The organism is Isoptericola sp. NPDC055063 (assembly GCF_053608125.1).
Genome location: NZ_JBSGUW010000005.1, coordinates 154,222 through 177,463 on the forward strand (window position 1 = coordinate 154,222; position 23,242 = coordinate 177,463).

The 23,242-nt window shown below is 75.5% G+C and carries 22 protein-coding genes and 1 tRNA gene; 8 read left to right on the forward strand and 15 right to left on the reverse strand.

The window, feature by feature from the left end; translation table 11 throughout:
• A complete protein-coding gene (locus ACWF41_RS07995) occupies positions 1–1,125 on the reverse strand; it encodes a site-2 protease family protein (RefSeq protein WP_380316930.1) in 1,125 nt (374 codons plus the stop codon).
• 78 nt (positions 1,126–1,203) lie between these two features.
• Here ACWF41_RS07995 and ACWF41_RS08000 point away from each other — a divergent pair, with 78 nt between their 5' ends.
• Positions 1,204–2,127: a RecB family exonuclease gene (locus ACWF41_RS08000; RefSeq protein WP_380316933.1), complete on the forward strand. Its 924-nt coding sequence runs from the start codon at positions 1,204–1,206 to the stop codon at positions 2,125–2,127.
• Here ACWF41_RS08000 and ACWF41_RS08005 read toward each other — a convergent pair.
• Complete coding sequence (locus ACWF41_RS08005; protein ID WP_380316936.1) at positions 2,117–2,830, reverse strand: HAD family hydrolase; 714 nt, start codon at positions 2,828–2,830, stop codon at positions 2,117–2,119. The two genes, ACWF41_RS08000 and ACWF41_RS08005, sit on opposite strands and share 11 nt — an antisense overlap.
• Positions 2,831–2,947: 117 nt before the next feature.
• Between ACWF41_RS08005 and ACWF41_RS08010 the strand changes: the two genes are divergently transcribed.
• Positions 2,948–3,838: a PAC2 family protein gene (locus ACWF41_RS08010; RefSeq protein WP_380316939.1), complete on the forward strand. Its 891-nt coding sequence runs from the start codon at positions 2,948–2,950 to the stop codon at positions 3,836–3,838.
• Between the two features lie 43 nt (positions 3,839–3,881).
• Here ACWF41_RS08010 and mshC read toward each other — a convergent pair whose 3' ends face one another.
• Both mshC and ACWF41_RS08020 read right to left on the reverse strand, forming a co-directional pair.
• The gene (gene mshC / locus ACWF41_RS08015; RefSeq protein ID WP_380316942.1) at positions 3,882–5,165 is read right to left on the reverse strand and encodes a cysteine--1-D-myo-inosityl 2-amino-2-deoxy-alpha-D-glucopyranoside ligase; all 1,284 of its coding nucleotides are present in this window, start codon (positions 5,163–5,165) and stop codon (positions 3,882–3,884) included.
• Positions 5,166–5,224: 59 nt separating this feature from the next.
• The gene (locus ACWF41_RS08020) at positions 5,225–6,100 is read right to left on the reverse strand and encodes an undecaprenyl-diphosphate phosphatase (RefSeq protein WP_380316945.1); all 876 of its coding nucleotides are present in this window, start codon (positions 6,098–6,100) and stop codon (positions 5,225–5,227) included.
• Between the two features lie 51 nt (positions 6,101–6,151).
• On the opposite strand from ACWF41_RS08020, the gene ACWF41_RS08025 reads away from it, so the two are divergent.
• On the forward strand, positions 6,152–7,117 hold the full coding sequence (locus ACWF41_RS08025) for an aldo/keto reductase (RefSeq protein ID WP_380316948.1): 966 nt from the start codon (positions 6,152–6,154) through the stop codon (positions 7,115–7,117).
• Here ACWF41_RS08025 and ACWF41_RS08030 read toward each other — a convergent pair.
• Positions 7,099–7,458: a primosomal protein gene (locus tag ACWF41_RS08030; RefSeq protein WP_380316951.1), complete on the reverse strand. Its 360-nt coding sequence runs from the start codon at positions 7,456–7,458 to the stop codon at positions 7,099–7,101. The genes ACWF41_RS08025 and ACWF41_RS08030 overlap by 19 nt on opposite strands.
• Positions 7,459–7,532: 74 nt before the next feature.
• Here ACWF41_RS08030 and ACWF41_RS08035 point away from each other — a divergent pair, with 74 nt between their 5' ends.
• Positions 7,533–7,784, forward strand: coding sequence for a DUF5703 family protein (locus ACWF41_RS08035; protein WP_380316954.1), 252 nt, complete (start codon positions 7,533–7,535; stop codon positions 7,782–7,784).
• 56 nt (positions 7,785–7,840) lie between these two features.
• Positions 7,841–8,626, forward strand: coding sequence for a fructosamine kinase family protein (locus ACWF41_RS08040; protein ID WP_380316957.1), 786 nt, complete (start codon positions 7,841–7,843; stop codon positions 8,624–8,626).
• Between the two features lie 18 nt (positions 8,627–8,644).
• Here the strand turns inward: ACWF41_RS08040 and ACWF41_RS08045 are convergent, their stop codons facing one another.
• The 3 genes from ACWF41_RS08045 to ACWF41_RS08055 all read right to left on the reverse strand — a co-directional run bounded on the left by ACWF41_RS08045 (position 8,645) and on the right by ACWF41_RS08055 (position 13,862).
• A complete protein-coding gene (locus ACWF41_RS08045) occupies positions 8,645–9,982 on the reverse strand; it encodes a M20/M25/M40 family metallo-hydrolase (RefSeq protein WP_380316960.1) in 1,338 nt (445 codons plus the stop codon).
• 94 nt (positions 9,983–10,076) lie between these two features.
• Complete coding sequence (locus tag ACWF41_RS08050; protein ID WP_380316963.1) at positions 10,077–12,167, reverse strand: M3 family metallopeptidase; 2,091 nt, start codon at positions 12,165–12,167, stop codon at positions 10,077–10,079.
• Positions 12,168–12,209: 42 nt separating this feature from the next.
• Positions 12,210–13,862, reverse strand: a complete 1,653-nt coding sequence (locus tag ACWF41_RS08055; RefSeq protein WP_380316966.1) for an ABC-F family ATP-binding cassette domain-containing protein — start codon at positions 13,860–13,862, stop codon at positions 12,210–12,212.
• A 261-nt stretch (positions 13,863–14,123) separates the two neighbouring features.
• Between ACWF41_RS08055 and ACWF41_RS08060 the strand changes: the two genes are divergently transcribed.
• Positions 14,124–14,771, forward strand: a complete 648-nt coding sequence (locus ACWF41_RS08060; RefSeq protein ID WP_380316969.1) for a hypothetical protein — start codon at positions 14,124–14,126, stop codon at positions 14,769–14,771.
• A 58-nt stretch (positions 14,772–14,829) separates the two neighbouring features.
• Here ACWF41_RS08060 and ACWF41_RS08065 read toward each other — a convergent pair whose 3' ends face one another.
• The 5 genes from ACWF41_RS08065 to ACWF41_RS08085 form a co-directional block, all read right to left on the reverse strand.
• On the reverse strand, positions 14,830–15,777 hold the full coding sequence (locus ACWF41_RS08065) for an NAD-dependent epimerase/dehydratase family protein (RefSeq protein ID WP_380316972.1): 948 nt from the start codon (positions 15,775–15,777) through the stop codon (positions 14,830–14,832).
• A complete protein-coding gene (locus ACWF41_RS08070) occupies positions 15,774–16,706 on the reverse strand; it encodes a bile acid:sodium symporter family protein (protein ID WP_380316975.1) in 933 nt (310 codons plus the stop codon). The genes ACWF41_RS08065 and ACWF41_RS08070 overlap by 4 nt, the downstream gene beginning before the upstream one ends.
• Entirely contained in the window at positions 16,703–18,076 is a 1,374-nt protein-coding gene (locus ACWF41_RS08075; protein ID WP_380316978.1) for a flavin-containing monooxygenase, read from the reverse strand. The genes ACWF41_RS08070 and ACWF41_RS08075 overlap by 4 nt, the downstream gene beginning before the upstream one ends.
• Positions 18,077–18,230: 154 nt before the next feature.
• Positions 18,231–18,833 carry a GNAT family N-acetyltransferase gene (locus ACWF41_RS08080; protein ID WP_380316981.1) on the reverse strand — a complete coding sequence of 201 codons (603 nt, stop codon included), beginning with the start codon at positions 18,831–18,833 and terminating at the stop codon, positions 18,231–18,233.
• 36 nt (positions 18,834–18,869) lie between these two features.
• On the reverse strand, positions 18,870–20,057 hold the full coding sequence (locus ACWF41_RS08085; RefSeq protein ID WP_380316984.1) for an AI-2E family transporter: 1,188 nt from the start codon (positions 20,055–20,057) through the stop codon (positions 18,870–18,872).
• A 218-nt stretch (positions 20,058–20,275) separates the two neighbouring features.
• On the opposite strand from ACWF41_RS08085, the gene ACWF41_RS08090 reads away from it, so the two are divergent.
• Positions 20,276–21,088, forward strand: coding sequence for a hypothetical protein (locus tag ACWF41_RS08090; RefSeq protein ID WP_380316987.1), 813 nt, complete (start codon positions 20,276–20,278; stop codon positions 21,086–21,088).
• 96 nt (positions 21,089–21,184) lie between these two features.
• Here the strand turns inward: ACWF41_RS08090 and ACWF41_RS08095 are convergent.
• Positions 21,185–21,269 (reverse strand) — tRNA-Leu (locus ACWF41_RS08095).
• Positions 21,270–21,527: 258 nt separating this feature from the next.
• Between ACWF41_RS08095 and ACWF41_RS08100 the strand changes: the two genes are divergently transcribed.
• Positions 21,528–22,352 (forward strand): metal-dependent hydrolase, encoded by an 825-nt coding sequence (locus tag ACWF41_RS08100; RefSeq protein WP_380316990.1) that lies wholly within the window; start codon positions 21,528–21,530, stop codon positions 22,350–22,352.
• Between the two features lie 13 nt (positions 22,353–22,365).
• Here ACWF41_RS08100 and ACWF41_RS08105 read toward each other — a convergent pair whose 3' ends face one another.
• Positions 22,366–23,229, reverse strand: a complete 864-nt coding sequence (locus tag ACWF41_RS08105; RefSeq protein WP_380316993.1) for an MBL fold metallo-hydrolase — start codon at positions 23,227–23,229, stop codon at positions 22,366–22,368.
• Positions 23,230–23,242: the final 13 nt, after the last annotated feature.

Consider the following 23,242-nt stretch of genomic DNA (forward strand, 5'->3'; position numbering starts at 1 on the left):
CTACCGGCGCAGCGCGGCGGCGACGCGTGCGACGTCGAGCACGCCGGTGACGCGGCCGGCCTCGACGACGGGCACGACGCGCGCCCCCGAGGAGCCGTGCGCCAGGCGGTCGAGCAGGGCGTCGCCCTCGAGGTCCGGCGTGACCGCGGAGCCGGGCGGGAACGGCACGACGACGGCCTCCACCGGGGTAGCGTCCGCGCGGGCCGCGGGGACGTTCGCGACGGCGGCCGGGTCCACCCAGCCGACCGGCTCGCCGGCGGGGCCGACGACCGCGACGACGGCGCCGGGGTGCCGCGCCGCGGCCGCGGAGACGCCCGCCACCGTGGTGGCGACGGGCACCGCGACGGCGGGCACCGCGAGCCCGCGCGCGGACAGCGTCGCGACCCGGGCGCGCGCCTGCGCGCCCTTGATCGCCTCGCCCGCGCCCGACCACAGGAACGCCCCGATGAGCGCCGCCCACACGACCAGCACCCATGACGGCTGCCGGCCCTCGAGCAGGGGCCACAGGAGCGCCCAGACGAGCACGCCGACGGCGACCGCGCGGCCGACCCAGCCCGCCGCGAGCGTGCCCCGCGACCGGGACCCGGTCGCGCCCCACACGATCGACTCGAGGATCTGGCCGCCGTCCAGCGGCAGGCCGGGCAGCAGGTTGAAGAACCCGACGAACGCGTTCGAGAACGCCCCGGCGAGCAGCAGCGCGGCCGGCACCGTCCCGGCGGTGGGCTGCAGCTGGAACGCGACCCAGAACGCCCCCGCCAGGACGAGGTTCGTCAGCGGGCCGACGACCGCCACCAGCGCACCGTCGAGCGGGCGGGCCCCTGACCCGGTGTAGGCCGTGTGCCCGCCCCAGAGGGTCAGGGCGAGCTCCGTGACCTGGTGCCCGCGCCGGCGGGCGACCAGCGCGTGCGCCACCTCGTGCAGGAAGACGGACCCGAACAGCAGCAGCACGAACGAGAACGCGACGACGAGGACGCCCGTCGTCGGCATGTGCGGCGCGAACCACGTCCGGACCGAGGGCGCGAACACCAGGGTGAGGACGACGGCGCCGAGGAACCACGAGGGGGTGACGAGGACCGGCGCGCCCGCGATGCGGCCGACCACCCATCCCCGGGAGCGAGAGGTCACCCGGTCAGGTTATCCGGCGTCGGCCGCCGCCCGGTCGTCGGCACCTCCCTGTCACCGGCCGACCGTAGGGTGGCGCGCATGACGACGACCGCCGCTCCCGACGTGCCCGACGCGTCGACGGCGGCCGAGGCACCGTCGCCGACGTCGACCCCGACACCGTCGCTGTCGCCGTCGCGCGCGGGCGACTTCATGCGCTGCCCGCTGCTGTTCCGGCTGCGCGTGGTCGACCGGCTGCCCGAGCCGCCGTCGTCGGCGGCCGCCCGCGGAACGCTCGTGCACGCGGTGCTCGAGCGCCTGTACGACGCGCCGCTCGGCGAGCGCACGCCCGAGGCGGCCGAGGCGCTGCTGCCCGCGGAGTGGGAGCGGCTCGTCGAGGCGGAGCCGCGGTACGCCACCCTGTTCGACGCCGACGGGGACGCCGCCGGGACCACGCCCGAGCAGTGGATCGCCCGGGCCCGCCGGCTGGTGGGCACCTACTTCACCCTCGAGGACCCGAACCGGCTGGAGCCCGAGGCGCGCGAGCTGCGCGTCGAGACCGCGCTCGACGACGGGCCGCTGCTGCGCGGGATCGTGGACCGCCTCGACGTCGCCCCCGGCGGGGCGCTGCGGGTGGTCGACTACAAGACGGGCCGCGCGCCCGGGCCCGGCTTCGAGGCCTCCGCGCTGTTCCAGATGCGGTTCTACGGGCTGGTGCTCTGGCGCGAGCGCGGCGTGCTGCCGCGCATGCTGCAGCTGCTCTACCTCGGCGACGGGCAGGTGCTGCGCGCGCAGCCCGACGAGCCGGACCTCGAGGCCACGGAGACCAAGGTGCGCGCCCTGTGGTCGGCGATCCAGGACGCCGCGCGCACGGGCGACTGGCGGCCCCGCCGCAGCCGGCTGTGCGGCTGGTGCGCGCACCAGGAGGTGTGCCCCGAGTTCGGCGGCACCCCGCCGGTCATTCCGGCGGGCGCGCTGCGCGCCCGCCTCGGGGTCGAGCCCGAGGTCGAGCCCGTCAGCGGCTGAGGTCGACGACCTCGCCGGCGCCGATGCGCGCGAGGGTCGCGACGTCGACGGCCTCCAGGGACGACGCCCGGCTGAGCCCGTCCAGGTGCGGCACGGGCACCACGGCCTCGACGCCGAGGGTCGCGACGCCGGCTGCGCGCGCCGAGGCGATCCCCGTCGGCGAGTCCTCGATGGCGACGCACGCGGCCGGGTCGACGCCCAGCCGCTCGGCGGCGACCAGGTAGGGCTCGGGGTCCGGCTTGCCGCGCTCCACCTGGTCGCCCGTGACGAGGGTGACGAACGCGCCCGCGGGCCCGCGGGAGACGACCTCCTCGGCCAGCTCCGCGTAGCTCATCGTCACGAGCGCGCAGGGCACGCCGGCCTCGGCGAGGCCCGAGAGCAGCTCGAGGGCGCCCGGCTGCCACGGCACCCGCACGCGCACCTGCTCGACGACCCGCCCCAGGAGCCGGCGGACGATGGCATCGACGGGAAGGTCGACGCCGCCCTGGTCGCGCAGGATCTGCGCGGAGACCGTCAACGCGTTCCCGACCATCTGCATCGCCTGCTCGTGGCTCCAGGTGCCGCCGTGCTCGGCCACGAGCTCGTGCTCGGCCTCGATCCAGTACGGCTCGGTATCCACCAGGGTCCCGTCCATGTCCCACAGGACGGCCGCGGGGAGAGTCAGCTCGGGGGTCTGGGGGGCGGGGGCGAGGGTCTCGGGCACCCGTCCATCGTACGGACCGCGGGCGGCGGGCCGGGCGCGCGTGCCCGGTGAGACCGGCCACGCGACCCGGCCGCCGACGCGGCCCCGCGCCGTGGGCGTGCTGTATACGCTGGACGAATGACGACCGAGCCGGAGCCCACCGGGCGCCACGCCGCACGGCAGACCGTGATGATCGCCGCGTTCGAGGGGTGGAACGACGCCGGGAACGCCGCCACGGCGGCGCTCGGGCACCTGGCCGAGGTCTGGGACGCGCGCCAGGTGCGCGAGCTCGACCCGGAGGACTACCACGACTTCCAGGTGAACCGGCCGGTCATGGAGACCGGGCCGGACGGCGAGCGGACCATCACCTGGCCCACCACCACCGTCTCGGTCGCTGAGCTGCCCGACCGCACCGTGGTGCTGGTGCACGGCATCGAGCCCTCGTTCCGGTGGCGGTCGTACTGCGCGGAGCTGCTGGACCTCGCCGCGGAGCTGGGCGTGCGCACGGTCGTGACGCTGGGCGCCCTGCTGGCCGACGTCCCGCACACGCGCCCCATCCCGATGACGGCGACCACGGAGAGCGACGGCCTGCAGGCGGTGCTCGACGTCGAGCCGAGCACGTACGAGGGCCCGACGGGCATCGTGGGCGTCCTGCAGCACGAGGCCGACCGGCGCGGCTTCCAGGCCGTGTCCCTGTGGGCCGCCGTGCCGCACTACGTCGCGAACCCGCCGTCGCCCAAGGCCACGCTGGCCATCCTCACGCGGGTGGAGGAGCTCATCGCCGCGACCGTCCCCCTGGGCGACCTGCCCGAGGACGCCGAGGCGTGGCAGCACGGCGTCGACGAGCTCGCGTCGGACGACGCCGAGATCGCCGAGTACGTGCAGCAGCTCGAGGAGGCGAAGGACACCGCCGACCTGCCGGAGGCGACCGGCGAGGCCATCGCCCGCGAGTTCGAGCGCTACCTGCGCCGCCGCGACGTCGGCGGCGACAAGGGCGACCGGGGCGACCGCGGCGGCGACAAGGGCTGACGCCTTCCCGTGGGCCCGAGCTCGCTACCTCGTCCGGGCCGCCTCAGAGTCGGACGCCGAGCAGCGCGTTGACCGCGCGGGCCAGCACGCCCGGCGCGCCCTCGAGGTCGGCGGACGTGTCCCGCCCGGGGGCGAGCGCGAGGTCGGCCCACGCGTCGACGGCGGCGAGCGCCGCCGGCCCGTCGAGGTCCTCGGCGAGCGCGGCCCGCAGCGCGGCGAGGGTCGCCGTCGCGTCGGGGGCCCCGTTGCCGGACACCGCCGCGCGCCAGCGCTCGAGGCGGGCGACGCCGGCGGCGAGGTCCGCGTCCGTCCACTCCCACTCGGTCCGGTAGTGGTGGCCGAGCAGGGCCAGCCGGATCGCCATCGGGTCGACGCCGGCACGGCGCAGCGCGGAGACGAACACGAGGTTGCCGCGCGACTTGCTCATCTTCTCGCCCTCGTACGCGACGAGGCCGGCGTGCACGTGCACGCGGGCCCCGCCGGCGCCCAGCAGGCGGTCGTGGGACGTCGACATCTCGTGGTGCGGGAAGAGCAGGTCCGCTCCCCCGCCCTGCAGGTCGAACGGCAGGCCGAGGCCGTCGCGGGCGATGACCGCGCACTCGATGTGCCAGCCGGGCCGCCCGGTGCCCAGGGACGCGCCGTCCCAGGCGGGCTCGCCCGGGCGCTCGCGCCGCCACAGCAGCGGGTCGAGCGGGTCCTTCTTGCCCTCGCGACGCGGGTCGCCGCCGCGCTCGGAGAACAGGGCCGTCATCGCGTCCGGGTCGAGGCGGGCGACCGCGCCGAAGTCCGGGTCGGCGGACAGGTCCGCGTACACGTCGCCGAGGCCCGGGTCGTCGCCACCGGCTCCCGGCTCGTTCGGCACGCGGTAGGCCGCGCCGTCGGCCAGCAGCCGCTCCACCGCCTCGACCACCGCGGGCACCGACTCGACCGCGCCGGTCCACGTCGCGGGCGGCACCATGCCGAGCGCCGTCATGTCCTCGCGGAAGAGCGCCACCTGGTCGGCGGCCAGGTCCCGCCAGTACACGCCGGTGGCGGTGGCGCGCTCCAGCAGCGGGTCGTCGACGTCCGTGACGTTCGAGACAAAGGTCACCGACTTCCCGGCGTCGAGCCACGCACGGTGCAGCAGGTCGAACGCCAGGTAGGTGTTCGCGTGCCCGAGGTGCGTCGCGTCGTAGGGCGTGATGCCGCACACGTAGTAGCGGGCGGTGTCGCCCGGCGCCGGGTCCACGAGCCTGCCCGTGGTGCTGTCGTGCACCCGGACGGGGGTGCGGCGGCCGTCGGCCGGGTCGGGGAGCTCAGGGATCTGGGGGGCGGGCCAGGAACGCACGCGCCCAGGCTACCCGGGCGTCGCACCCGGTCAGGTCACGCGGTGCGTCGGGGCACCCGTCAGATGACCGCGCCGCTGCCCATGGGCGTGAGCACCCCGGTCAGCAGCAGCACGACCACCACGGCGGCCAGCCCGATGCGGTACCAGACGAACGGCATGAACGAGTGCGTGGTGATGAGCTTGAGGAAGCCGATGATGACGATGTACCCGACGACGAACGCGACCAGCGTGGCGATGAGCGTCGCGCCCGCCCCCGGCGCACCAGGGGCGGGGGTCTCCCCGACCGACTTGCCGAGCTGGTAGAAGCCGGACAGCAGCACCGCGGGCACGGCCAGCAGGAACGAGTAGTCCGCGGCGGCCTTGCGGGTGAAGCCCATCAGCAGCCCGGCGGTGATCGTGCCGCCCGAGCGCGACACGCCCGGGATGAGGGCGAGCGCCTGGGCGAAGCCGAAGCCGATCGCCCGCTTCGGGGTCAGCTCGTCGAGCCGGCGCGTGCGGCGGCCGATCTTGTCGGCCCAGCCGAGCAGCACGCCGAAGACGACCAGCGTCGTGACCGTGATCCAGAGGTTGCGCAGGGAGGTCTCGATCACGTCCTGGAAGAGCAGGCCGAGCACGCCGATCGGGATCGAGCCCAGCGCGATGTACCAGGCCATCCGCGCCTGGTCGTCGTGGGCCCCCATCCGGGAGCGCCAGTCGCTGCCGTGCCGCCCCACGAGGGACGTCCACCAGGCCACGCAGATGTCCCGGATGGTGCGGCGGTAGTAGAGCAGCACCGCGGCCTCGGTGCCGATCTGGGTGATGGCGGTGAACGCCGCGCCCGGGTCGTCGCCGCCGAGCAGCTCGCCGACGATGCGCAGGTGCGCGCTCGAGGAGATCGGCAGGAACTCGGTCAGGCCCTGGACCAGGCCGAGCAGGATCGCTTCCCAGGCATTCACGGGCGGTCACACTACCCGGACCAGCGGGGTTTCCCGGTAGCGTGACCCGCCATGGAGCGTCGTCAGGTGGGCCGTACGGGTCTGCGCGTGTCCGAGCTCGGCCTGGGGACGATGACCTGGGGCCGGGACACCGACGACCTGGACGCGGCGGAACAGCTCCGCGACTTCGTCGACGCCGGGGGAAGCCTCGTCGACACGGCCGCGACGTACGGCGACGGCGACGCGGAGCGCCTCATCGGCTCGCTGCTCGACGGCAAGGTCGCGCGCGACGAGCTGGTGCTGTGCACCAAAGGCGGCGTGCGTGCCGGCCGGTCGGGCGCCCGGGTCGACGCCTCCCGCGCGGGCCTCCTCGCGGACCTGGACGCGTCCCTGGAGCGGCTCGGCACCGACCACGTCGACCTGTTCCTCGTCGCCTGCCCCGACCCGGCGACCCCGCTCGCCGAGACGGTGTCCGCGCTGCGGCTGGCGGTGTCCTCAGGGCGGGCCCGCTACGTCGGCCTCGCGAACCACCCCGGGTGGGCGGCCGCCCGCGCCGCGACCCTCCTGGAGGCGGACGGCACCGGCCTGAGCGCCCTGGAGCTCGAGTACTCGCTGCTGCAGCGCGGGGCGGAGCGGGACGTGGCGCCGGCCGCCGACGCCCTCGGACTGGGGCTGCTGGCCTGGTCGCCGCTGGGGCGCGGCGTGCTCACCGGCAAGTACCGGCGCGCCATCCCGGCGGACTCCCGCGCGGCGTCCGCGCACCTGGCGGCGTTCGTCGACCCGTACCTCGAGGCGGCCGCGTCGTCCGTCGTAGAGGCCGTGGCCACCGCCGCCGACGGCCTGGGCCGGGCGCCCCTCGAGGTGGCCCTGGCGTGGCTGCTCGCCCGCGACACCGTCGCGAGCGCGATCGTCGGGGCGCGCACGCCCGCCCAGCTCCGGGCGTCCCTGTCGGCCCTCGACCTCGACCTGCCGGGCGAGGTGCACGCCGCTCTCGACGACGTCTCCGCACCCGAGATCGGCTACCCCGAACGCTGGTAGGCCTGCCCGGGAGGCTCCGTCCCGGCGGAACCGCCGGCGGTCGACACGGTCAGCCCCGGCCCCTCGAGGTCGGCGTCGAGGTCGGCGTCCAGGTCGTCCTCGTCGTCGTCATCGTCCTCGTCGTCGCCGTCCTCGTCGTCACCCTCGTCGAGGAAGAACGGCGTCACCTCCGAGTACACCTGCGCGAGCGCGTCCTCGTAGACCTCGAACGCGTCGGCCAGCACCTCGTAGGCGTCGTCGACCGCCGGGTCGTCGTCACCCCTGCGGGTCGACACCGCGTGGTAGTGCGCCTCCAGCGCGGCGACGAAGCGGTCCAGCGCGGCACGCGGGTCTGCGGTCATGCTCTGACGGTAGCGCCCCGAGGGGCACAATGGGCAGACGAAAACCACCCGCGAGCACTTCGGGAGGACGACGGATGGCTTCGACCTCGTCGACCACGCAGGCAGGCGGACGCCGCGACGCGACGTCCGCCTGGCGCAAGCACGGACAGTACGAGTTCCGCGTGCTGACGATCGACCGGGACACCAGCGTCCCGGACGCGCGCAAGATGCTCACCGACGAGGCCGAGTACGGCCGGTGGGAGCTGGCGCGCACCCGCCTCTACATCGGCGGCGAGCGGCGCGTGTGGCTGCGCCGCAAGATCATCAAGGTGACGCCGACGTACTGACCCGGCCACCCCACCCGGCCACCCCAGCAGGCCGCGCACCCGCCGAGGGAGCCCGCATGGTCGCCACGTTCCGCAAGTCGCGCCCGGGCGCGCCGCCCGGGTTCTTCGCCACCGAGGCGGCCGGGCTGCGCTGGCTCGCCGTACCCGGCGGACCGCGCGTCGCGCGCGTGCTCGGCGTCGGCCCGGAGCACCTCGACCTGGAGCGGGTCCGGGCCGCCGACCCGACCCCCGACGCGGCGCGCGACCTCGGGCGCCGCCTCGCGGTGCTGCACCGCGCCGGCGCGGACGGGTTCGGGGTGCTGCCGCCGGGGGCCGACACGGGATGGTTCGGGCCCCTCGACGACCCGCTCCCGCTGGCGGCCGGCGCGTGGGGCGACTGGCCGGCGTTCTACGCCCACGCCCGCCTGCGGCCGGTCGTGGCGCAGGGCCGCGAGCGCGGCGTGCTCGACGCCGACGACGCCGCCGCCGTCGAGCGGGTGTGCGGGCGCCTCGGCGTCCTCGCCGGCCCGGCGGCGCGCGAGGAGCCGGCGCGGCTGCACGGCGACCTGTGGTCGGGGAACGTGCTGTGGGCGCCCGGCCCGGCGGGCGCCGCCGAGGCCGTGCTCGTCGACCCCGCGGCGCACGGCGGGCACCGCGAGGCCGACCTGGCGATGCTCGCCCTCTTCGGGGCACCGCACCTGGGCGAGGTCGTCGCCGGGTACGACGCGGCGAGCCCCCTCGCGCCCGGCTGGCAGGACCGCGTGGCCCTGCACCAGCTCTACCCGCTCGCCGTGCACGCCGTGCTCTTCGGCGGCGGGTACGTGGCGCGCACGCGGCAGCTGCTGGCGCGGCTCGGTGGCTGACCTCGACGCGACGGCGGCTCAGCAGTCCCGCAGCAGGCGGTCCAGGACGCGGGTGCCGAAGCGCAGCGACTCGGTGGGCACCCGCTCGTCGACCCCGTGGAACATGCCGGAGAAGTCGAGGTCGGCGGGCAGGCGCAGCGGCGCGAACCCGTAGCCGGTGATGCCGAGGCGCGAGAGGGACTTGTTGTCCGTGCCGCCCGAGAGTGTGTAGGGCAGCACGGCGGCGCCCGGGTCCTCGGCGAGCAGGGACGCGACCATCGCTTCCACGAGGTCGCCGGCGAACGGCACCTCGAGGGCGGTGTCGGTGTGGATCGGCTCCACCCGGACGCCGGGGCCGGCCAGCTCGCGCAGCGTCGCCATGCCCTCCTCCTCGTGACCGGGCAGCAGGCGGACGTCCACCGTCGCCTCGGCCCGCCCCGGGATGACGTTCGCCTTGTAGCCGGACTCGAGCTGGGTCGGGTTGGACGTGTGGCGCACGGTGGCGCCGACGAACCGGGCCGCCGGGCCCAGCGCAGCCACCAGCGCGTCGATCGCGGCCGGGTCCTCGCCGTCGTACCGCAGGCCCGTGAGGTCGGCGACGCCGCGCAGCAGGCGCTCCACCGTGGGGGTCAGCGTGTACGGCCAGCGGTGCTGCCCGATCCGCGCGACGGCCGCCGCGAGCTCGGTGACCGCGTTCTCGGTGTTCACCTGGGAGCCGTGGCCCGCGCGCCCGTCGGCGACGAGCCGCAGCCACGCGAGCCCCTTCTCCGCCGTCTGCAGCAGGTACGCCCGCCGCCCGCCGACCTCCACCGAGAAGCCGCCCACCTCGCTGATCGCCTCGGTGGCGCCCTCGAACAGCTCGGGCCGGTGCCGTACCGCCCACTGCGCGCCCTGCACGCCGCCCGCCTCCTCGTCGGCGAAGAAGGCGACGACGACGTCACGCGCCGGACGGCGGCCCTCGCGGACCATCTGGCGGACGACCGACAGGATCATCGCGTCCATGTCCTTCATGTCCACGGCGCCGCGGCCCCACAGCAGGCCGTCGATCTCCTCGCCGCCGAACGGGTCGACCGTCCAGTCCTCGGCCGCCGCGGGCACGACGTCGGTGTGCCCGTGCAGCACCAGCGCCGGCCGCGCGGGGTCGGCGCCCTCGAGCCGCGTCACGACCGACGTGCGGCCCGGGGCGGCCTCGAACACGTCGACGTCGAGGCCCACCTCGGTGAGCAGTGCCGCGACGTGCTCGGCGGCACGCCGCTCCCCCGGGCCCTCGCCGTTGCCGTAGTTGGAGGTGTCGATGCGCAGCAGGTCCTGGCAGATCCCCACCACCTCGTCCTCGGCGGCGGGCACGGGCTGGAGGCTCAGGGCGTCGGTGGTCACGGGCACACCGTACCCAGCCCCGCGCCCCGGCAGGGAGGCGCGGGCGGGGACGGGCAGCAGTGGAGGGGCAGCACCGGAAGGCCGGCGCGCGGGGTCAGCCGTCCAGGCCCCGGCGCGCCAGCAGCGGCTCGGTCCGCGGGTCGCGGCCGCGCAGCTCACGGAACGACGTCAGCGGGTCCTGGGACCCGCCGCGCGCGAGGAGCCGGCGACGGAAGGCCTCGCCGTTCTCCCGGGTCAGCCCGCCGTTCTCGCGGTACCACTCGACGGTGTCGGCGTCGAGCACCTCCGACCAGATGTACGAGTAGTAGCCGGCCGCGTACCCGCCCCCGAACACGTGGTTGAAGTAGGTGGTGCGGTACCGCGGCGGGACGGCGGCCAGGGCGACGCCCGCGTCCGCGAGCGCCTTCGCCTCGAAGCCCGCCACCTCGTCGACGGAGGTCGGGACGTCCTCCGGGGCCAGCAGGTGCCACGCCTGGTCGAGGAGCGCGGCGGCGAGGTACTCGGTCGTGGCGAAGCCCTCTCCCCACTGCCGCGACGCGAGCATGGTCTCGACCCAGGCGGCCGGCAGCGGCTCGCCGGTGGCGTGGTGGACGGCGTAGGAACGCAGCACCTCGGGCTCCCACGCCCACATCTCGTTGACCTGCGACGGGTACTCCACGAAGTCCCGCGGCACCTCGGTTCCCGACTGCGACGGGTAGCGCACGTCGGACAGAAGCCCGTGCAACGCGTGACCGAACTCGTGGAACAGGGTGATCACCTGGTCCCAGAGCAGGAGCGTCGGCTCGCCAGCCGGCGGCTTGACGATGTTGAGGTTGTTGACCACCACGGGGCGCTGCCCGATCAGGTGGTTCTGGTCGACGAGGTTGTTCATCCAGGCACCGCCGCGCTTCGAGGGGCGCGTGTACCAGTCGGCGAGGAACAGGCCGAGCCCCGCGCCGGGCTCGCCGGGTTCCCCGTGCTCGCCCGAGTCGAAGACCTCGAAGACGCGCACGTCCGGGTGGTAGCCGACCAGGTCCTTCCGCTCGACGAAGGTCAGGCCGAACAAGAGCTCCGCAGCGCGGAAGACGCCGTCGTGCACGACGCGCTCCAGCTCCAGGTAGGGCCGCAGCATCGCGTCGTCGAGCGCGTACCGCTCCTGACGCACCCCCTCGGCCAGTCGCGCCCAGTCCGAGGCGCGCAGCGCGGCGTCGGGGTCGGTCCGGTGCAGCAGGGCGGTCAGCTCCGCCTCCTCCGCGCGCGCGTTCGCGACGGCCGGCGGCGCGAGCCGCCCCAGCATCGCGCCGATCGCCTCGGTGGTGCGGGCGGTGGCGTCCTCCGCGACGTAGGCCGCGTGGTGCGCGTAGCCGAGCAGCCGCGCGCGCTCGGCGCGCAGCCGGGCGATCTCGAGCAGCGTCTCCCGCGTGTCGTGCTCGTCGCCGCGGGCGCCGCGGTCCTCGCTGGCCCGCTGCACCCGCTCCCGCACGTCCCGTCGCGCGAGGGACGCCACGACGTCCTGCCGGGTCGGCAGCTGGAGGTCGAGGAGCCAGGCGCCCTCGTGCCCCCGCGACGCCGCGGACGCCGCCGCGGCGTCGATCGCGTCGGCGGGCAGCCCCTCGAGGTCCGCGACGTCGGTGATGAGCACCGCCGAGGCCTTCTCCCCCGCGAGCAGCTTGCGCCCGAAGACCGCCTCGAGCTCGGTGAGCCGCCCGTTGAGGCGGCGCAGCTCGTCCTGCTCGGCGGCTCCGAGGTCGATGCCCGAGCGCCGGAAGTCCTTCAGCAGCGTGCGCAGCAGCCAGGCGGAGTCCGCCTCGAGCCGGGCGTCGCCCGCCTCGGCCGCGTCGGCGAGCTCCTGCACGCGCGCGTGCAGCCGCACGTCCATGCCGATCGCGTCGCGGTGGGCCGCGAGCGCCGGCGACAGCCGCTCGTTCAGGTCCTCGAGCCCCGGCGTCGCGTCCGCGCTCACCTGGTTGTAGAAGACGGTCAGCGCGCGGTGCAGGGTCCGGCCCGAGCGCTCGAGCGCCTCCAGGGTGTTCGCCACGGTCGCCGGCGCCGGGTCGTTCACGATCGCGTCGACCTCGGCGAGCTGCTTGGCCATGCCCGCCAGGATCGCGGGCTCGAGGTGCTCCTCCCGGATCGCGGCGAAGTCGGGCAGCTCGTACGGCAGGGGGGACGGTGCGGCGAACGGGTTCGCAGGGTCGAGGCTCATCGCCCCATCCAACCGCACCGCCGACCCCGGGAGGACGCGCCGTCAGCCCGCGTCGTGGCCCGGCCCGCGCTCCTCGCGCAGCGTCCCGTCGGCGTCCAGCACCAGCTCGGTGTCCAGCCCGAGTCGGCCGAGGAACGCCCGGTCGTGGCTCACGACGACCAGCGCGCCCCGGTACGCCGACAGCGCCTGGACCAGCTGGTCGGTGCTGGTGATGTCGAGGTTGTTGGTGGGCTCGTCCAGGACCAGCAGCTGGGCCGGGGGGTCGGACAGCAGGAGCCGCGCGAGGGCGACCCGGAACCGCTCGCCGCCGGACAGGGTCGCCACCGGGCGGCCGGTCTGGTCGCCGCGGACCAGGAAGCGCGCGAGCCGGTTGCGCAGCTCCCCCGGGGCCACGTGCGGTGCGCCGGCGCGCACGGCGTCGAGCACCGTCTGGTCGTCGTCGAGGACGTCGAGGCGCTGCGGCAGGTAGCCGACCCGGTCGGAGAGCGCCTCGGCCCCGGCGCCGGTGCCGACGCCGTCGACGGGGCTCCGGACGCCGACCAGGCGCTCCAGCAGCGTCGTCTTGCCGACGCCGTTGGGGCCCGTCAGGGCCACGCGCTCGGGGCCGGCGAGGACGACCTCGCGCCCGTCCGTGCCACGCAGCACCGCCAGCCGGCGGCCGGCGGGCACGCCCGGATCGGGCAGGTCGACGACGATGCGGTCGTCGTCGCGCACCGAGAGCTCGGCCGCCTCGACCGCCGCGCGCGCCGCGGCCTCCTTGTCGGCGGCCTGGCCGCGCCGGGCGCCCTGCGACTTCTCGGCGGAGTTGCGCCGGTCGTTGATCGCCGCCTTCACGTAGCGCCGCTCGACGACGTCGGTGCGGCCGCGGCGCTCGGAGTGCGCGATGCGCTCCTCGGCCTTGATCCGCTCCCGCTTCTCGCGGCGCAGGGTCTGCTCGGCGTCGCGCAGGGCGGCGCGCGCCGCCTCCTGCTGGGCGGCGAGGTGCTCCTCGTACTGCGAGTACGTGCCGCCGAAGGTCGTCAGCGCGCCGGTGCGCAGCTCGGCCGTCTCGTCCACGAGCTCCAGGAGCTCGCGGTCGTGGGACACGACCACGAGGGTGCCGCGCCAGGTGCGGACGATCTCGTGCAGGCGCTCGCGGGCGTCTCCGTCGAGGTTGTTCGTCGGCTCGTCCAGCAGGGCGACGTCCGCGCCGCGCAGCCGCACGCCGGTGACGGCCACCAGCATCGCCTCGCCGCCGGACAGGGTACCCACCGGGCGGTCGAGCACGCCGTCGCCCGAGGGCAGGCCGGCGGCGGCGAGCTCGGCCAGGGCGCGCTCCTCGACGTCCCAGCCGTCGCCGACGACGTCGAAGAGCGCGGCGAGCCCGTCCTCGGGCGCGGTGCCGTCGGTGATGGTCCGCACGGCGTCGACGACGTCGCGCACCCCGAGCAGGTCGGCGACCGTGGCGCGGGTGTCGAGGGTGAGGCGCTGCGGCAGGTAGTCGGCGACGCCGGACACGGTGATCGTGCCGGACGTCGGGCGCAGGCGGCCCGCGACGAGCCGCAGCAGCGTGGACTTGCCTGCGCCGTTCAGGCCGACGAGGCCCGTGCGGCCGCGGGAGAACGCGCCGGAGACGCCGGCGATCGGGGTGGCCCCGTCGGGCCAGGAGAAGGTGACGTCGTGCAGGACGACGGAGGGGTGGGTGGTGAGGGGCACTCAGGGGCTCCAGCGGGTGCGGGGGTACGGCGGACGGCGGGTGCGTCGACGCCGCTCCCCCGGGCCGTTCGTGCGGCCGGCGGGGAGCCTCGGGGTCGACGCGGTCAGGCGGTCCGGGTGCCCGTCATCGCTCGGTGTGTGCCTCTCGTCCTGGAGCCGTCCCCTCTCACGCGCGGCGGCGGCCGCGGGGACGGCGTCGAGGCTCGCACACCGTCGCGCGGGGCGCAACCTCGTTGCGGGAGCCACCCCTAGGCTGGCGCGATGCCTCCCGAACCGATGAGCGATGCCGAGTTCCACCGCTGGTACGGGCCGTGGGCGCCGCGTACGCCACGCGACGTCGCCGACCTCTTCGCCGGCTACCCGGGGACCTGGTGGGTGGCGGGCGGCTGGGCCCTGCAGGCCTTCACCGGCGTCGAGCGGGGGCACGAGGACATCGACCCCGGGGTGCTGCTGCGCGACCTGCCCGCGCTGCGCCGCCACCTCGCCCCGACGCTGCACACCTGGGCCGCGTCGTCCGGCACGCTGCGCCCCGTGCGCCCCGACGTCGACCCCGACGGCGCGGCCGACGACGTCCTGCCGGCCGGCTGCGGACAGCTGTGGACCCGGCGGGACGCCACGTCGCCCTGGGAGTTCGACATCCTCCTGAGCCCTGGAACGGCGCAGACCTGGGTGTACAAGCGCGACCCGGCGATCACGATGCCAATGGCGGACGCCCTGTGGGCCGCGGACGGCGTGACCTACCTGCAGCCGGAGATCCAGCTGCTGTACAAGGCGCGCGGCCTGCGGCCCAAGGACCGCCGCGACTTCGACGCGACGCTGCCGGCGCTCGACGCCGGCCGCCGCGCGTGGCTGGCCGACGCCCTCGCGCGCACCCTGCCCGGGCACCCCTGGCTGGCGGCCCTGCGCTGAGCTGGAGGCGCTGCCATGACTGGAGTCGCTGCGCTGAGCGCGGCGTCGTCCGGCCGGCTCACGGCGTGGCCGTCTCCCGCCCGCGCAGCCACGTCTCGAACGCCTCGCGGGACGTCAGCCGCGGCACGTACAGCTCGGCCTTGAGCCGGGCGTTGTCGAGCACCGGGCGGTAGCGCAGGAACCCGACGCGCTCCGGCCCGTGCACCGTGAGGCGCAGGGCGTGCCCGACGCGCAGCGCGGCGGCCAGGGCCCACGCCGGGACGTCCAGGGTGCGCCGCCCGAGGCGCGCGGCGATGTCGGCCACCGTCACCACGCCGTCGCCGCACACGTTGAACGTGCCGGTGGTCGCGCCCGTCGCGCCGGCGACGACCGCGCCGGTGACGTCGTCGACCCACGCGAAGACGAACGGGCTCTCCGAGCCGCGCACCCGCAGCAGGCGGCGCGCCTCCCACAGGGCCGTGATCTGGTTGTCCACGCCGGGCCCGAGGATCGTCCCGATGCGCAGCACCACCTGGCCGAGGCCCGGGTGCTCGACGCGGTACCGCGCGAGCATCTCCTCGACCTCCCGCTTGTGCCGCGAGTAGGTGAACTCCTCGTTGCCCCGCACCGGGTCCGTCTCCCGCAGCGGCACCGGGTTGTCCGCGTGGTACCCGTACGCGGCGCCCGAGGACGAGATCACCACGCGCCGCACGCCCGCGGCGACGCACGCGTCGAGCACGTTCCGGGTGCCGTCGACGTCGACCGCCCGCTCCGTCGCCGCGTCGAGCGTGCCGGGGTTCACGATCGCGGCGAGGTGCACCACCGTGTCGACGCCGTGCGCGTCGATCACGCGGCGCACGGACGCGGGGTCGGTGACGTCGAGCCGCTCCCAGGTGGCGCCTGCGGGCACCGTCGCCTCGCGGAGGTCGCCGGCGACGACGTGCGCCACGTCGTCGTGCGCCGCGAGGGCCACCACCGCGTGCGAGCCGAGGAACCCGGCGCCGCCCGTGACCAGGACGCGCCTCATGCCGCCACCTCCGTCCGGGCCGCGCGGTCCGCGCGGGCCTTGCTCCGTCGTGCCCAGACGGTCGCCAGGGCCAGCCCGGCGACGATGTCCCAGATGCCCCACCAGCCCGCGACGACGGCCATGCCGCCCAGGCCGCCGAAGAACGTGAAGACGAGCCCCAGCCCGAGGCCGGCGTTGCGGATGCCGACCTCGAACGTGACCGCCTTGACCTCGCGCGGCCCGAGGCGGCCTGCCCTGCCGGCGAGGTAGCCCAGGCACAGGGCCGCGGCGTCGTGCAGGAAGACGGCCAGCAGGACCACGCCGATGTACGCGACGAAGACCGCGAAGTTGCCCGCGAGCGCCGCGACGATGAACCCGACCAGCGCCACGAGGCTCGCCCAGCGCACCGGGCGGTGCACCCGGGCGGCGAGCGCCGGCCAGCGCGTGCGCACGAGCATCCCGGCCGCGAAGGGCACGCCGATGACCAGGAGGATCTCGAGCAGCATCTGCCCGGCGTCCAGACGCACGTCGGCGAGGATGGTGCGCGCCGTCGGGTGCAGCGACCCCCACAGGGCGAGGTTGAGCGGCATCGCGACGATGTAGATGGCGTTCCCGACGGCGGTGAGCGACACCGACAGCGCGACGTTGCCGCCCGCGCGGTGCGTGAGCACCTGGGACACGTTCCCGGGCGGGCAGCAGGCGACGAGGATCATGCCGAGCGCGACCGACGCCTGGACGTCGAGCAGAAGGGTGAGCCCGAAGGTGACGGCCGGCAGGGCCACGAGCTGCGCGACCAGCGCGAGCACGGCCGCCCGCGGCGCGCTGCGCAGGGCCCGGAAGTCCGACGGCGACGTGTCGAGCGCGATGCCGAGCATGATGAGGCCGAGCACGAGGTCGAGCGCGACCATCGACCCGGGCGCGAACCGGACCGCGACGTCGTCGATGTTCACGAGGCGGCCCCGGCCGGCGCGGCCGCGGGGGCCAGCTCGTCCGCCAGGCGGCGCACGGTGCGGCGGTAGGCGTCCTTGTTGACGTAGTAGCTCATGCGCTCCAGCCCGAGGTAGCGGTACCCGCCGGTCAGGTCGGGCCACGGCTCGGTGAGGCGGCGGCGGAACCGCGCCGCCCGCTCCCGGGCCGAGTCGTCGCCGTCGTCCGCCGCGGCCTCGGCGGCGAGGTACCCGGCGACCAGCGCGGCCTGCTCGGCGCGCCCCTGCCAGCCGATGCCGGACGCCTCGAGCATCCCGACGACGAACAGCCCGTTGCCCGACGGCGGCACGATGTTGCAGAACAGCCGCGGCGCCGTGCCCGACCCGGGCCCGTCCCACGCCAGGTGCCGCGGGTCCAGGAACGGGTAGTCGAGCGAGTAGCCCGTGGCGAGCAGCACGAGGTCGTACTCGGCGCTGCTGCCGTTCGCGAAGCGCACCGTGCGGCCCTCGCAGGCCGCGAGGTCGGGCCGCACGCGCAGGTCGCCCTGCCCGGCGTGCTGGAGCACCAGCGAGTTCACCACCGGGTGGGACTCGTAGATCTTGTGGTCCGGCGCCGGGAAGCCGAAGCGCTGCGGGTCGCCGTTCAGCAGCCGCAGCAGCCGCGAGTCCAGGGCCTGCTTGACCCGCGCGGGCAGCGGCCGGCCCTGGTTGAGGGTGTCGGTGGGGCGGCCCAGCAGGTAGCGCGGCACGAACCAGTAGCCGCGGCGCACCGACAGGTCGACCGACGCGGCGCGGTGCACGGCGTCGACGGCGATGTCGCAGCCGGAGTTGCCGCCGCCGACCACGAGGACCCGCTTGCCCGCGAACACGTCCGCGCTCTTGTAGGCGCTCGAGTGCAGCACCTCGCCGTCGAACGTCCCGGGCAGGGCGGGCACGTTCGGCTCGGCGAGCGTGCCGTTGGCGACGATCACGTGCGAGTAGGTGCGCTCGACGGCGTCGCCGTCGGCCCCGGCCGACCGCACGGTCCAGCCGCTGCGTCCGCTCGCGTCCCCTCCCACGGGCTCGACGGCGACGACCCGCGTGCCGAACCGGAAGTGCCGCCGCAGACCGAACTCGTCGGCGTAGCGGCGGAAGTACCGCAGCAGCTCGCGGTGGCTCGGGTAGTCGGCGCCCGAGTCCATCGGCAGCTCGTCGAACTGCGTGGTGGTGCGCGAGGAGATCAGGTGCGCCGACTCGTAGACGGTGGAGCGCGGGTTGTCGATGTCCCACAGGCCGCCGACGTCGGCGTGCGACTCGTACCCGTCGAAGGCGAGCCCGGCGCGGTCCAGCGCCCGCGCGGCGGCCAGGCCCGACGGCCCCGCCCCGATCACCGCGACCCGTCGTTCCAGCCCCATCGCCCGCCTCCTCGCTCCCGGCACGCCCTGTGCGCGCGGTCACACCGCGGCACGGAGTGTACGGGCGCACGGCGCGGGGCCCGCAATCGCCGCCGGGGCCCCGGGGGGCACCCGGGCCCTACGAGACCGGGCCGGTGGCGCCCAGGGCGGCCGCTCAGGCGGCCGCCGGCGCCTCGGCGGGCCACGGCTCGTTCGGCTCGCGCGGGTCCCCCGGCACGTACGACGCGACCCACGAGTCCTGGAGCACGCCGCGCTGCGCGCCGAAACGGCGCAGCAGTCCCTCGTACCGGAACCCGAGCTTCCAGGCCACGCGGCGCGAGGCCCAGTTGCCGACGTTGGCACGCCAGCGCACGACGCCGAGGCCGAGGCCCTCGGGGTCGACCGCCCAGTCGACGACGAGGCGGGACGCCGCCGTCATCAGCCCGCGGCCGCGCGCGTCCGGCGCGCACCAGAAGCCCAGCTCGCCGGCCGGCTGCACGCCCGGCGCTCCCTCCCGCGACATCCCGACCATGGCCAGGACCGGCCCGTCGACGTCGCCGGGCTCGCGGACCGCCCAGGTGAAGTCCTTCTCCTGCGCCCACCCGTCCGCGACGAACTGGTGGACGAAGCCCTCGGCGTCCGACCGCGTGTACGGGGACGGCACCGTGGTCCACCGGGCGATGTCGGGGTCCGCGCAGATCGCGGCGATGCGGTCGACGTCCGCGGCCGTCGGGACGGAGAGGCGGACACGGTCGGAGGCGAGGACGAACGGTTCCATCCGCGCATGCTGCCACGCGGCCCGGGCGGCCTCACACTATTTGTCCGGAGTCTCCTCGGCCGCCCCGTCGCCGTCGCGGTCGCCCGGCGCCCCGTCGGGCGGGTGCACGACCGGTGCCACCGCGAGCGGCGAGGCGCCGAGCGCCGGGCCCTCGTCCAGCTCGGGGTGCGGCCGGTCGCCGCGCAGGGTGGAGAAGACCGTCCACGCGACGGCCATGAGCGGCACCGCGATGATCGCGCCGAGGATGCCCGCGAGGACCGTGCCCGCCGTGACGCCGAGGCCGATGACGAGGGGGTGCAGCGCCACCTGCTTGCCCATGATGAGCGGCTGCAGCACGTGCCCCTCGAGCTGCCCGATGAGCGCGATGCCGATCGTCACGATGAGCGCGGTGACGAACCCGTTGGCCGCGAGCGCGACGACGGCCGCGATGATCATGGCCAGCGGCGCGCCGATGAGGGGGATGAAGGCGCCGATGAACACGAGGACGGCCAGCGGGGCGGCCAGCGGCACCCCGAGGATGCTCAGCAGGATGAAGGCCAGGACGCCGTCGGTGAACGCGATGATCACCGTGCCCCGCGCGTAGCCCGAGAAGCTGTACCAGCCCGCCCCGGCCGCGGCCTGCCATCTCGTGCGGTGCTCCTGGGGGATCTGGTCCAGGAACCAGCTCCACATCTTGCCGCCCGCCGCGACGAAGAAGACCGTGCAGAAGATGGACAGCGCGAAGATCGCGAAGCCCTCGAAGACCGAGCCCGCGCTCTGCGCGGCCTGGCTGACCAGCGAGTCGGCGTTGTCGGCGACCCACTGCCGCCCCTGGTCGATCCACTCGTTGATCTGGTCCCCGGTCACGGACAGACCGAACGGGCCGCTCTCCACGTACGTGAGGATCTGCTGCACGCCGGTGTCGAACTGGCCGGCGAGGTTCTCCCACTGCCCCGCCACCGACGCCACCACGTAGGTGATGAGACCGCCCAGCACGAGGAACGCGCTGAGGATGGCGAGCGCCGTGGCCAGCGCCCGCGGCATGACCTTGGCGTAGAAGTCCGCCACAGGGTTGAGCACCGACGCGAACACGAGGCCGAGGAACACCGCGATGAAGACGAGCTGCACCTGCACCGTCGCCCAGAACACGAGCGCCACGGCCGCCGTGAGGGCGATGAGCCGCCACGACCAGCCGGCCGACGTCCGCAGCCACGCCGGGACGTTCTCGTTCGCGCGCTTCGCCACCGGTGCACCCCTCTCGCGGTCGTCCGCCCAGTGTGCCGCACCACGCGGCGTGACGAGGGATGACGTCCCGTCCGGCCCCGTCACGGTCCGCGGACCGGGACGGCGGGTGAACTTCCTCGCGAGCACGCGGGAGCCGTGCGCGACGTCCCGCCGCACCCGACCATGGAGGAGGTACGCAGAAGATCCGGGCGCCGGCGCCCGGCGAGAGGAGCCGAGCCATGACCGTCGCACCGTCGGAGCCCGGCGACCGCACCCGCGGGTCCGCGTCGTACGACACGGCGCAGCTCGCCGACATCCTCGCCCTGATGCCCGACGTCGACGCCGTGGAGCTCAAGCTCACCGTCCCGGGCGCCGACCACCGCCGCGTGCTCGACCGGCTCGGCATCGACGCCCTGGACGCGACGATCCGGCAGGTCGCGTTCGTCGACACGCCCGGCCTCGACCTCTCCGCGGCGGGACTCGTCGTCCGCGCACGCCGCACCCAGCGCAAGGACGGCGACGTCACCGTGAAGCTGCGGCCGATGCTGCCGGCGGAGGTCCCCGAGCGGGTGCGCCGGGCCGACGGCTTCAAGGTCGAGGTGGACGCCTCCCCCGCCGGCTTCACGTGCTCGTGCTCGCTGACCCGGAGGGTGCCCGACCGCGACGTCCGGGCCCTGCTGGGAGACGTCGGCCGACTGCCCGACACCCTCGACCCTGAGCAGCGGGCCCTCCTGACCGACCGGCTACCTCCCGGCACCGGCCTCGGCGATCTCCGCGTGCTCGGCCCGCTCACGCTGCTCAAGGCGCGGTTCGCGCCGGCCAACCTGCCCCGCCGCATGGTCGCCGAGCTGTGGTTCCTGCCCGACGGTGACCGCATCCTCGAGCTGTCCACCAAGGCGGCGCCGGGCGCTGCCTTCCAGGCGGCGGCGGAGACGAAGGTGTTCCTCGCAGGCCGCGGGGTGGACCTCGGCGCGCCCCAGGAGACGAAGACCCGTGCGGCGCTCGCCGCGTTCGCCGCACGCTCCGACGAGGCGCGACGACCGGCCCTGTGAACCGTTCCCGGGACCTGGCCCCGGGCACAGTGTCCGGGCACGAAAAAGCCCCCGGGTTGTGGACCCCGGGGGCTTCTTCGTCGCTGTCTCAACGAGTGTCCGGAGGGGGACTTGAACCCCCACGCCCGATAAAGGGCACTAGCACCTCAAGCTAGCGCGTCTGCCATTCCGCCACCCGGACGAGTGGACCTCGACCGCGCCTCAGCGCCGTCTCGGTGCGGGGAAAAACATAACACGACGACGGCGTGAACCCCCAAATCGCCCGGCGGTGCGGAGGGCCTCGCCCGACCCGCGAGCGGGACGTCCGCACAGGTCTGAGCGGTGCGGGCGGGCGTCGGGGGCGACGTGTAGCGTCCTGCCCGGCCCGGACCAACCGGTCAAGGGTGAGGAACGGGACGACCGGCGTCGGACGGTCGCGAGGACGGGAGCGTCGCACGTCATGATGGGTGGGCACCACGCCGCGTCGGGAGCGGCCGCCTGGGTCGCGGTCACGTCGACGGCGCCGTTCGCGTTCGGCTGGCACCCGGTCTCCGAGGTCGGGGTGATGACCGGCGCGCTGGTCTGCGCGGGCGCCGCCCTGCTGCCCGACGCCGACCACCACAGCGGCACGATCGCGCACTCCCTGCCGCCGGTCTCCGAGGGCGTCTCCAAGCTCGTCGCGACCGTCTCCGGCGGGCACCGCAACGGCACCCACTCGATCCTCGGCATCGCCGTCTTCACCGCGATCGCCTGGGTGATGGGCATGGTCTCGATCCGCACGGAGGCGTTCGGCGAGGTCCTGGTCGGCCCCGGCATCATGGCCGTCCTGCTCATCGCGTTCGCCCTGCGGGCCTGGAAGGTCACCGGCGGCAAGCGCTGGTGGAACTGGACCCTGTCGCTGCTGCTGGCCGCCTGCGTCGCCGTCTTCGCGCCCGAGGAGTGGAACTGGATGCCGCTGGCCGTCGCCCTCGGCTGCACCGTGCACGTGCTCGGCGACCTCGTCACCACCGCCGGCGTCCCCCTCCTGTGGCCGCTGAAGTTCCGCTCCCCCTACTGGGTGCGCCGCTACCGCGTGCTGCCGTTCGACGACGTGTGGCGCGACGGCGGCAACCTGTCCCTGCCGATCCTCGGCGACGCCGGGTCGTGGCGCGAGTGGCTCGTCATGACGCCCGTCAGCCTGTACGCGATCGTCGGCGTCGCCTGGTCGGCGCTGGCGCAGATGGGCTTCGACACCCAGCCGGTGTGGGACCAGGCGACCGCGTGGGCCACGGCGGTGGCGGGCTGACCCCGCACGAGGCTCAGATGCCGCGCCGGTCGGCCTCGAGGGCCGCGCGCAGCTCCCGGTCCGCCTCCGCCATCCACGGCAGCGCCAGGCGCGGGTCGTCGGACGCGCGCCCGGCCAGCACCGCCTCGAGGTAGCGGCGATCGGCGTCCAGCCGGGGCGCCGGGTCCCGCGTCGGCGTGCCGTGCCCGGGGACGAGGACGGCGCAGCGTGCGATGAGCGGCACGAGCAGGTCGAGCCCGGCGAGGTACGCCTCGACGTCGCGCACCGCCCCGCGCCCGCCGGTGATCTCGTCGCGCGGGAGCGGGAGCTCGACGTCGCTCAGCAGGTCCCCGGCCACCAGGGCGCCGCTGCGCGGCAGCCACAGCGCGCCGTGCCCGGGGGCGTGCGCGTCGTGTGCCACGACCTCGGTGGGCGGCAGCAGCCCGCCCGGGTCGGGGACGCCACACGCCCCCGCCGGGATCGGGTCGACGCGCCCGAGGAGGTCCAGCACCTCGGGCGGGTGGCCGGCCCCGCCGTAGCGAGCGGCGTCCGCGCGCGCCTCGGCGAGCAGGCGGTCCCGGCGCCGCGCGGCCACGGCGGCGGCCCTGGGCGTCGCCCAGCGGGGGACGCCTGACCCGAGACGCGGGTGCCACAGGACGTGGTCGTGGTGGGCGTGGGTCGCGAACCCCGCGACCGGCCGGGCGCCGAGCGCCCGCACCTCGTCGGCGATCGCCACCAGCTCGTCCGGCTCCCACGCCGCGTCCACGAGCAGCGCGGGCCGCGCGCCGGACGCCGGCGGGCCGAGGACGAGGGTGGTCGTCGTGCGCAGCCGCCGGGACGTGCGCACCAGCACCGACCCGACCCGCGGCGACCCCTCGACCACCAGCACGAAACCCATCCCCGCACCCTAC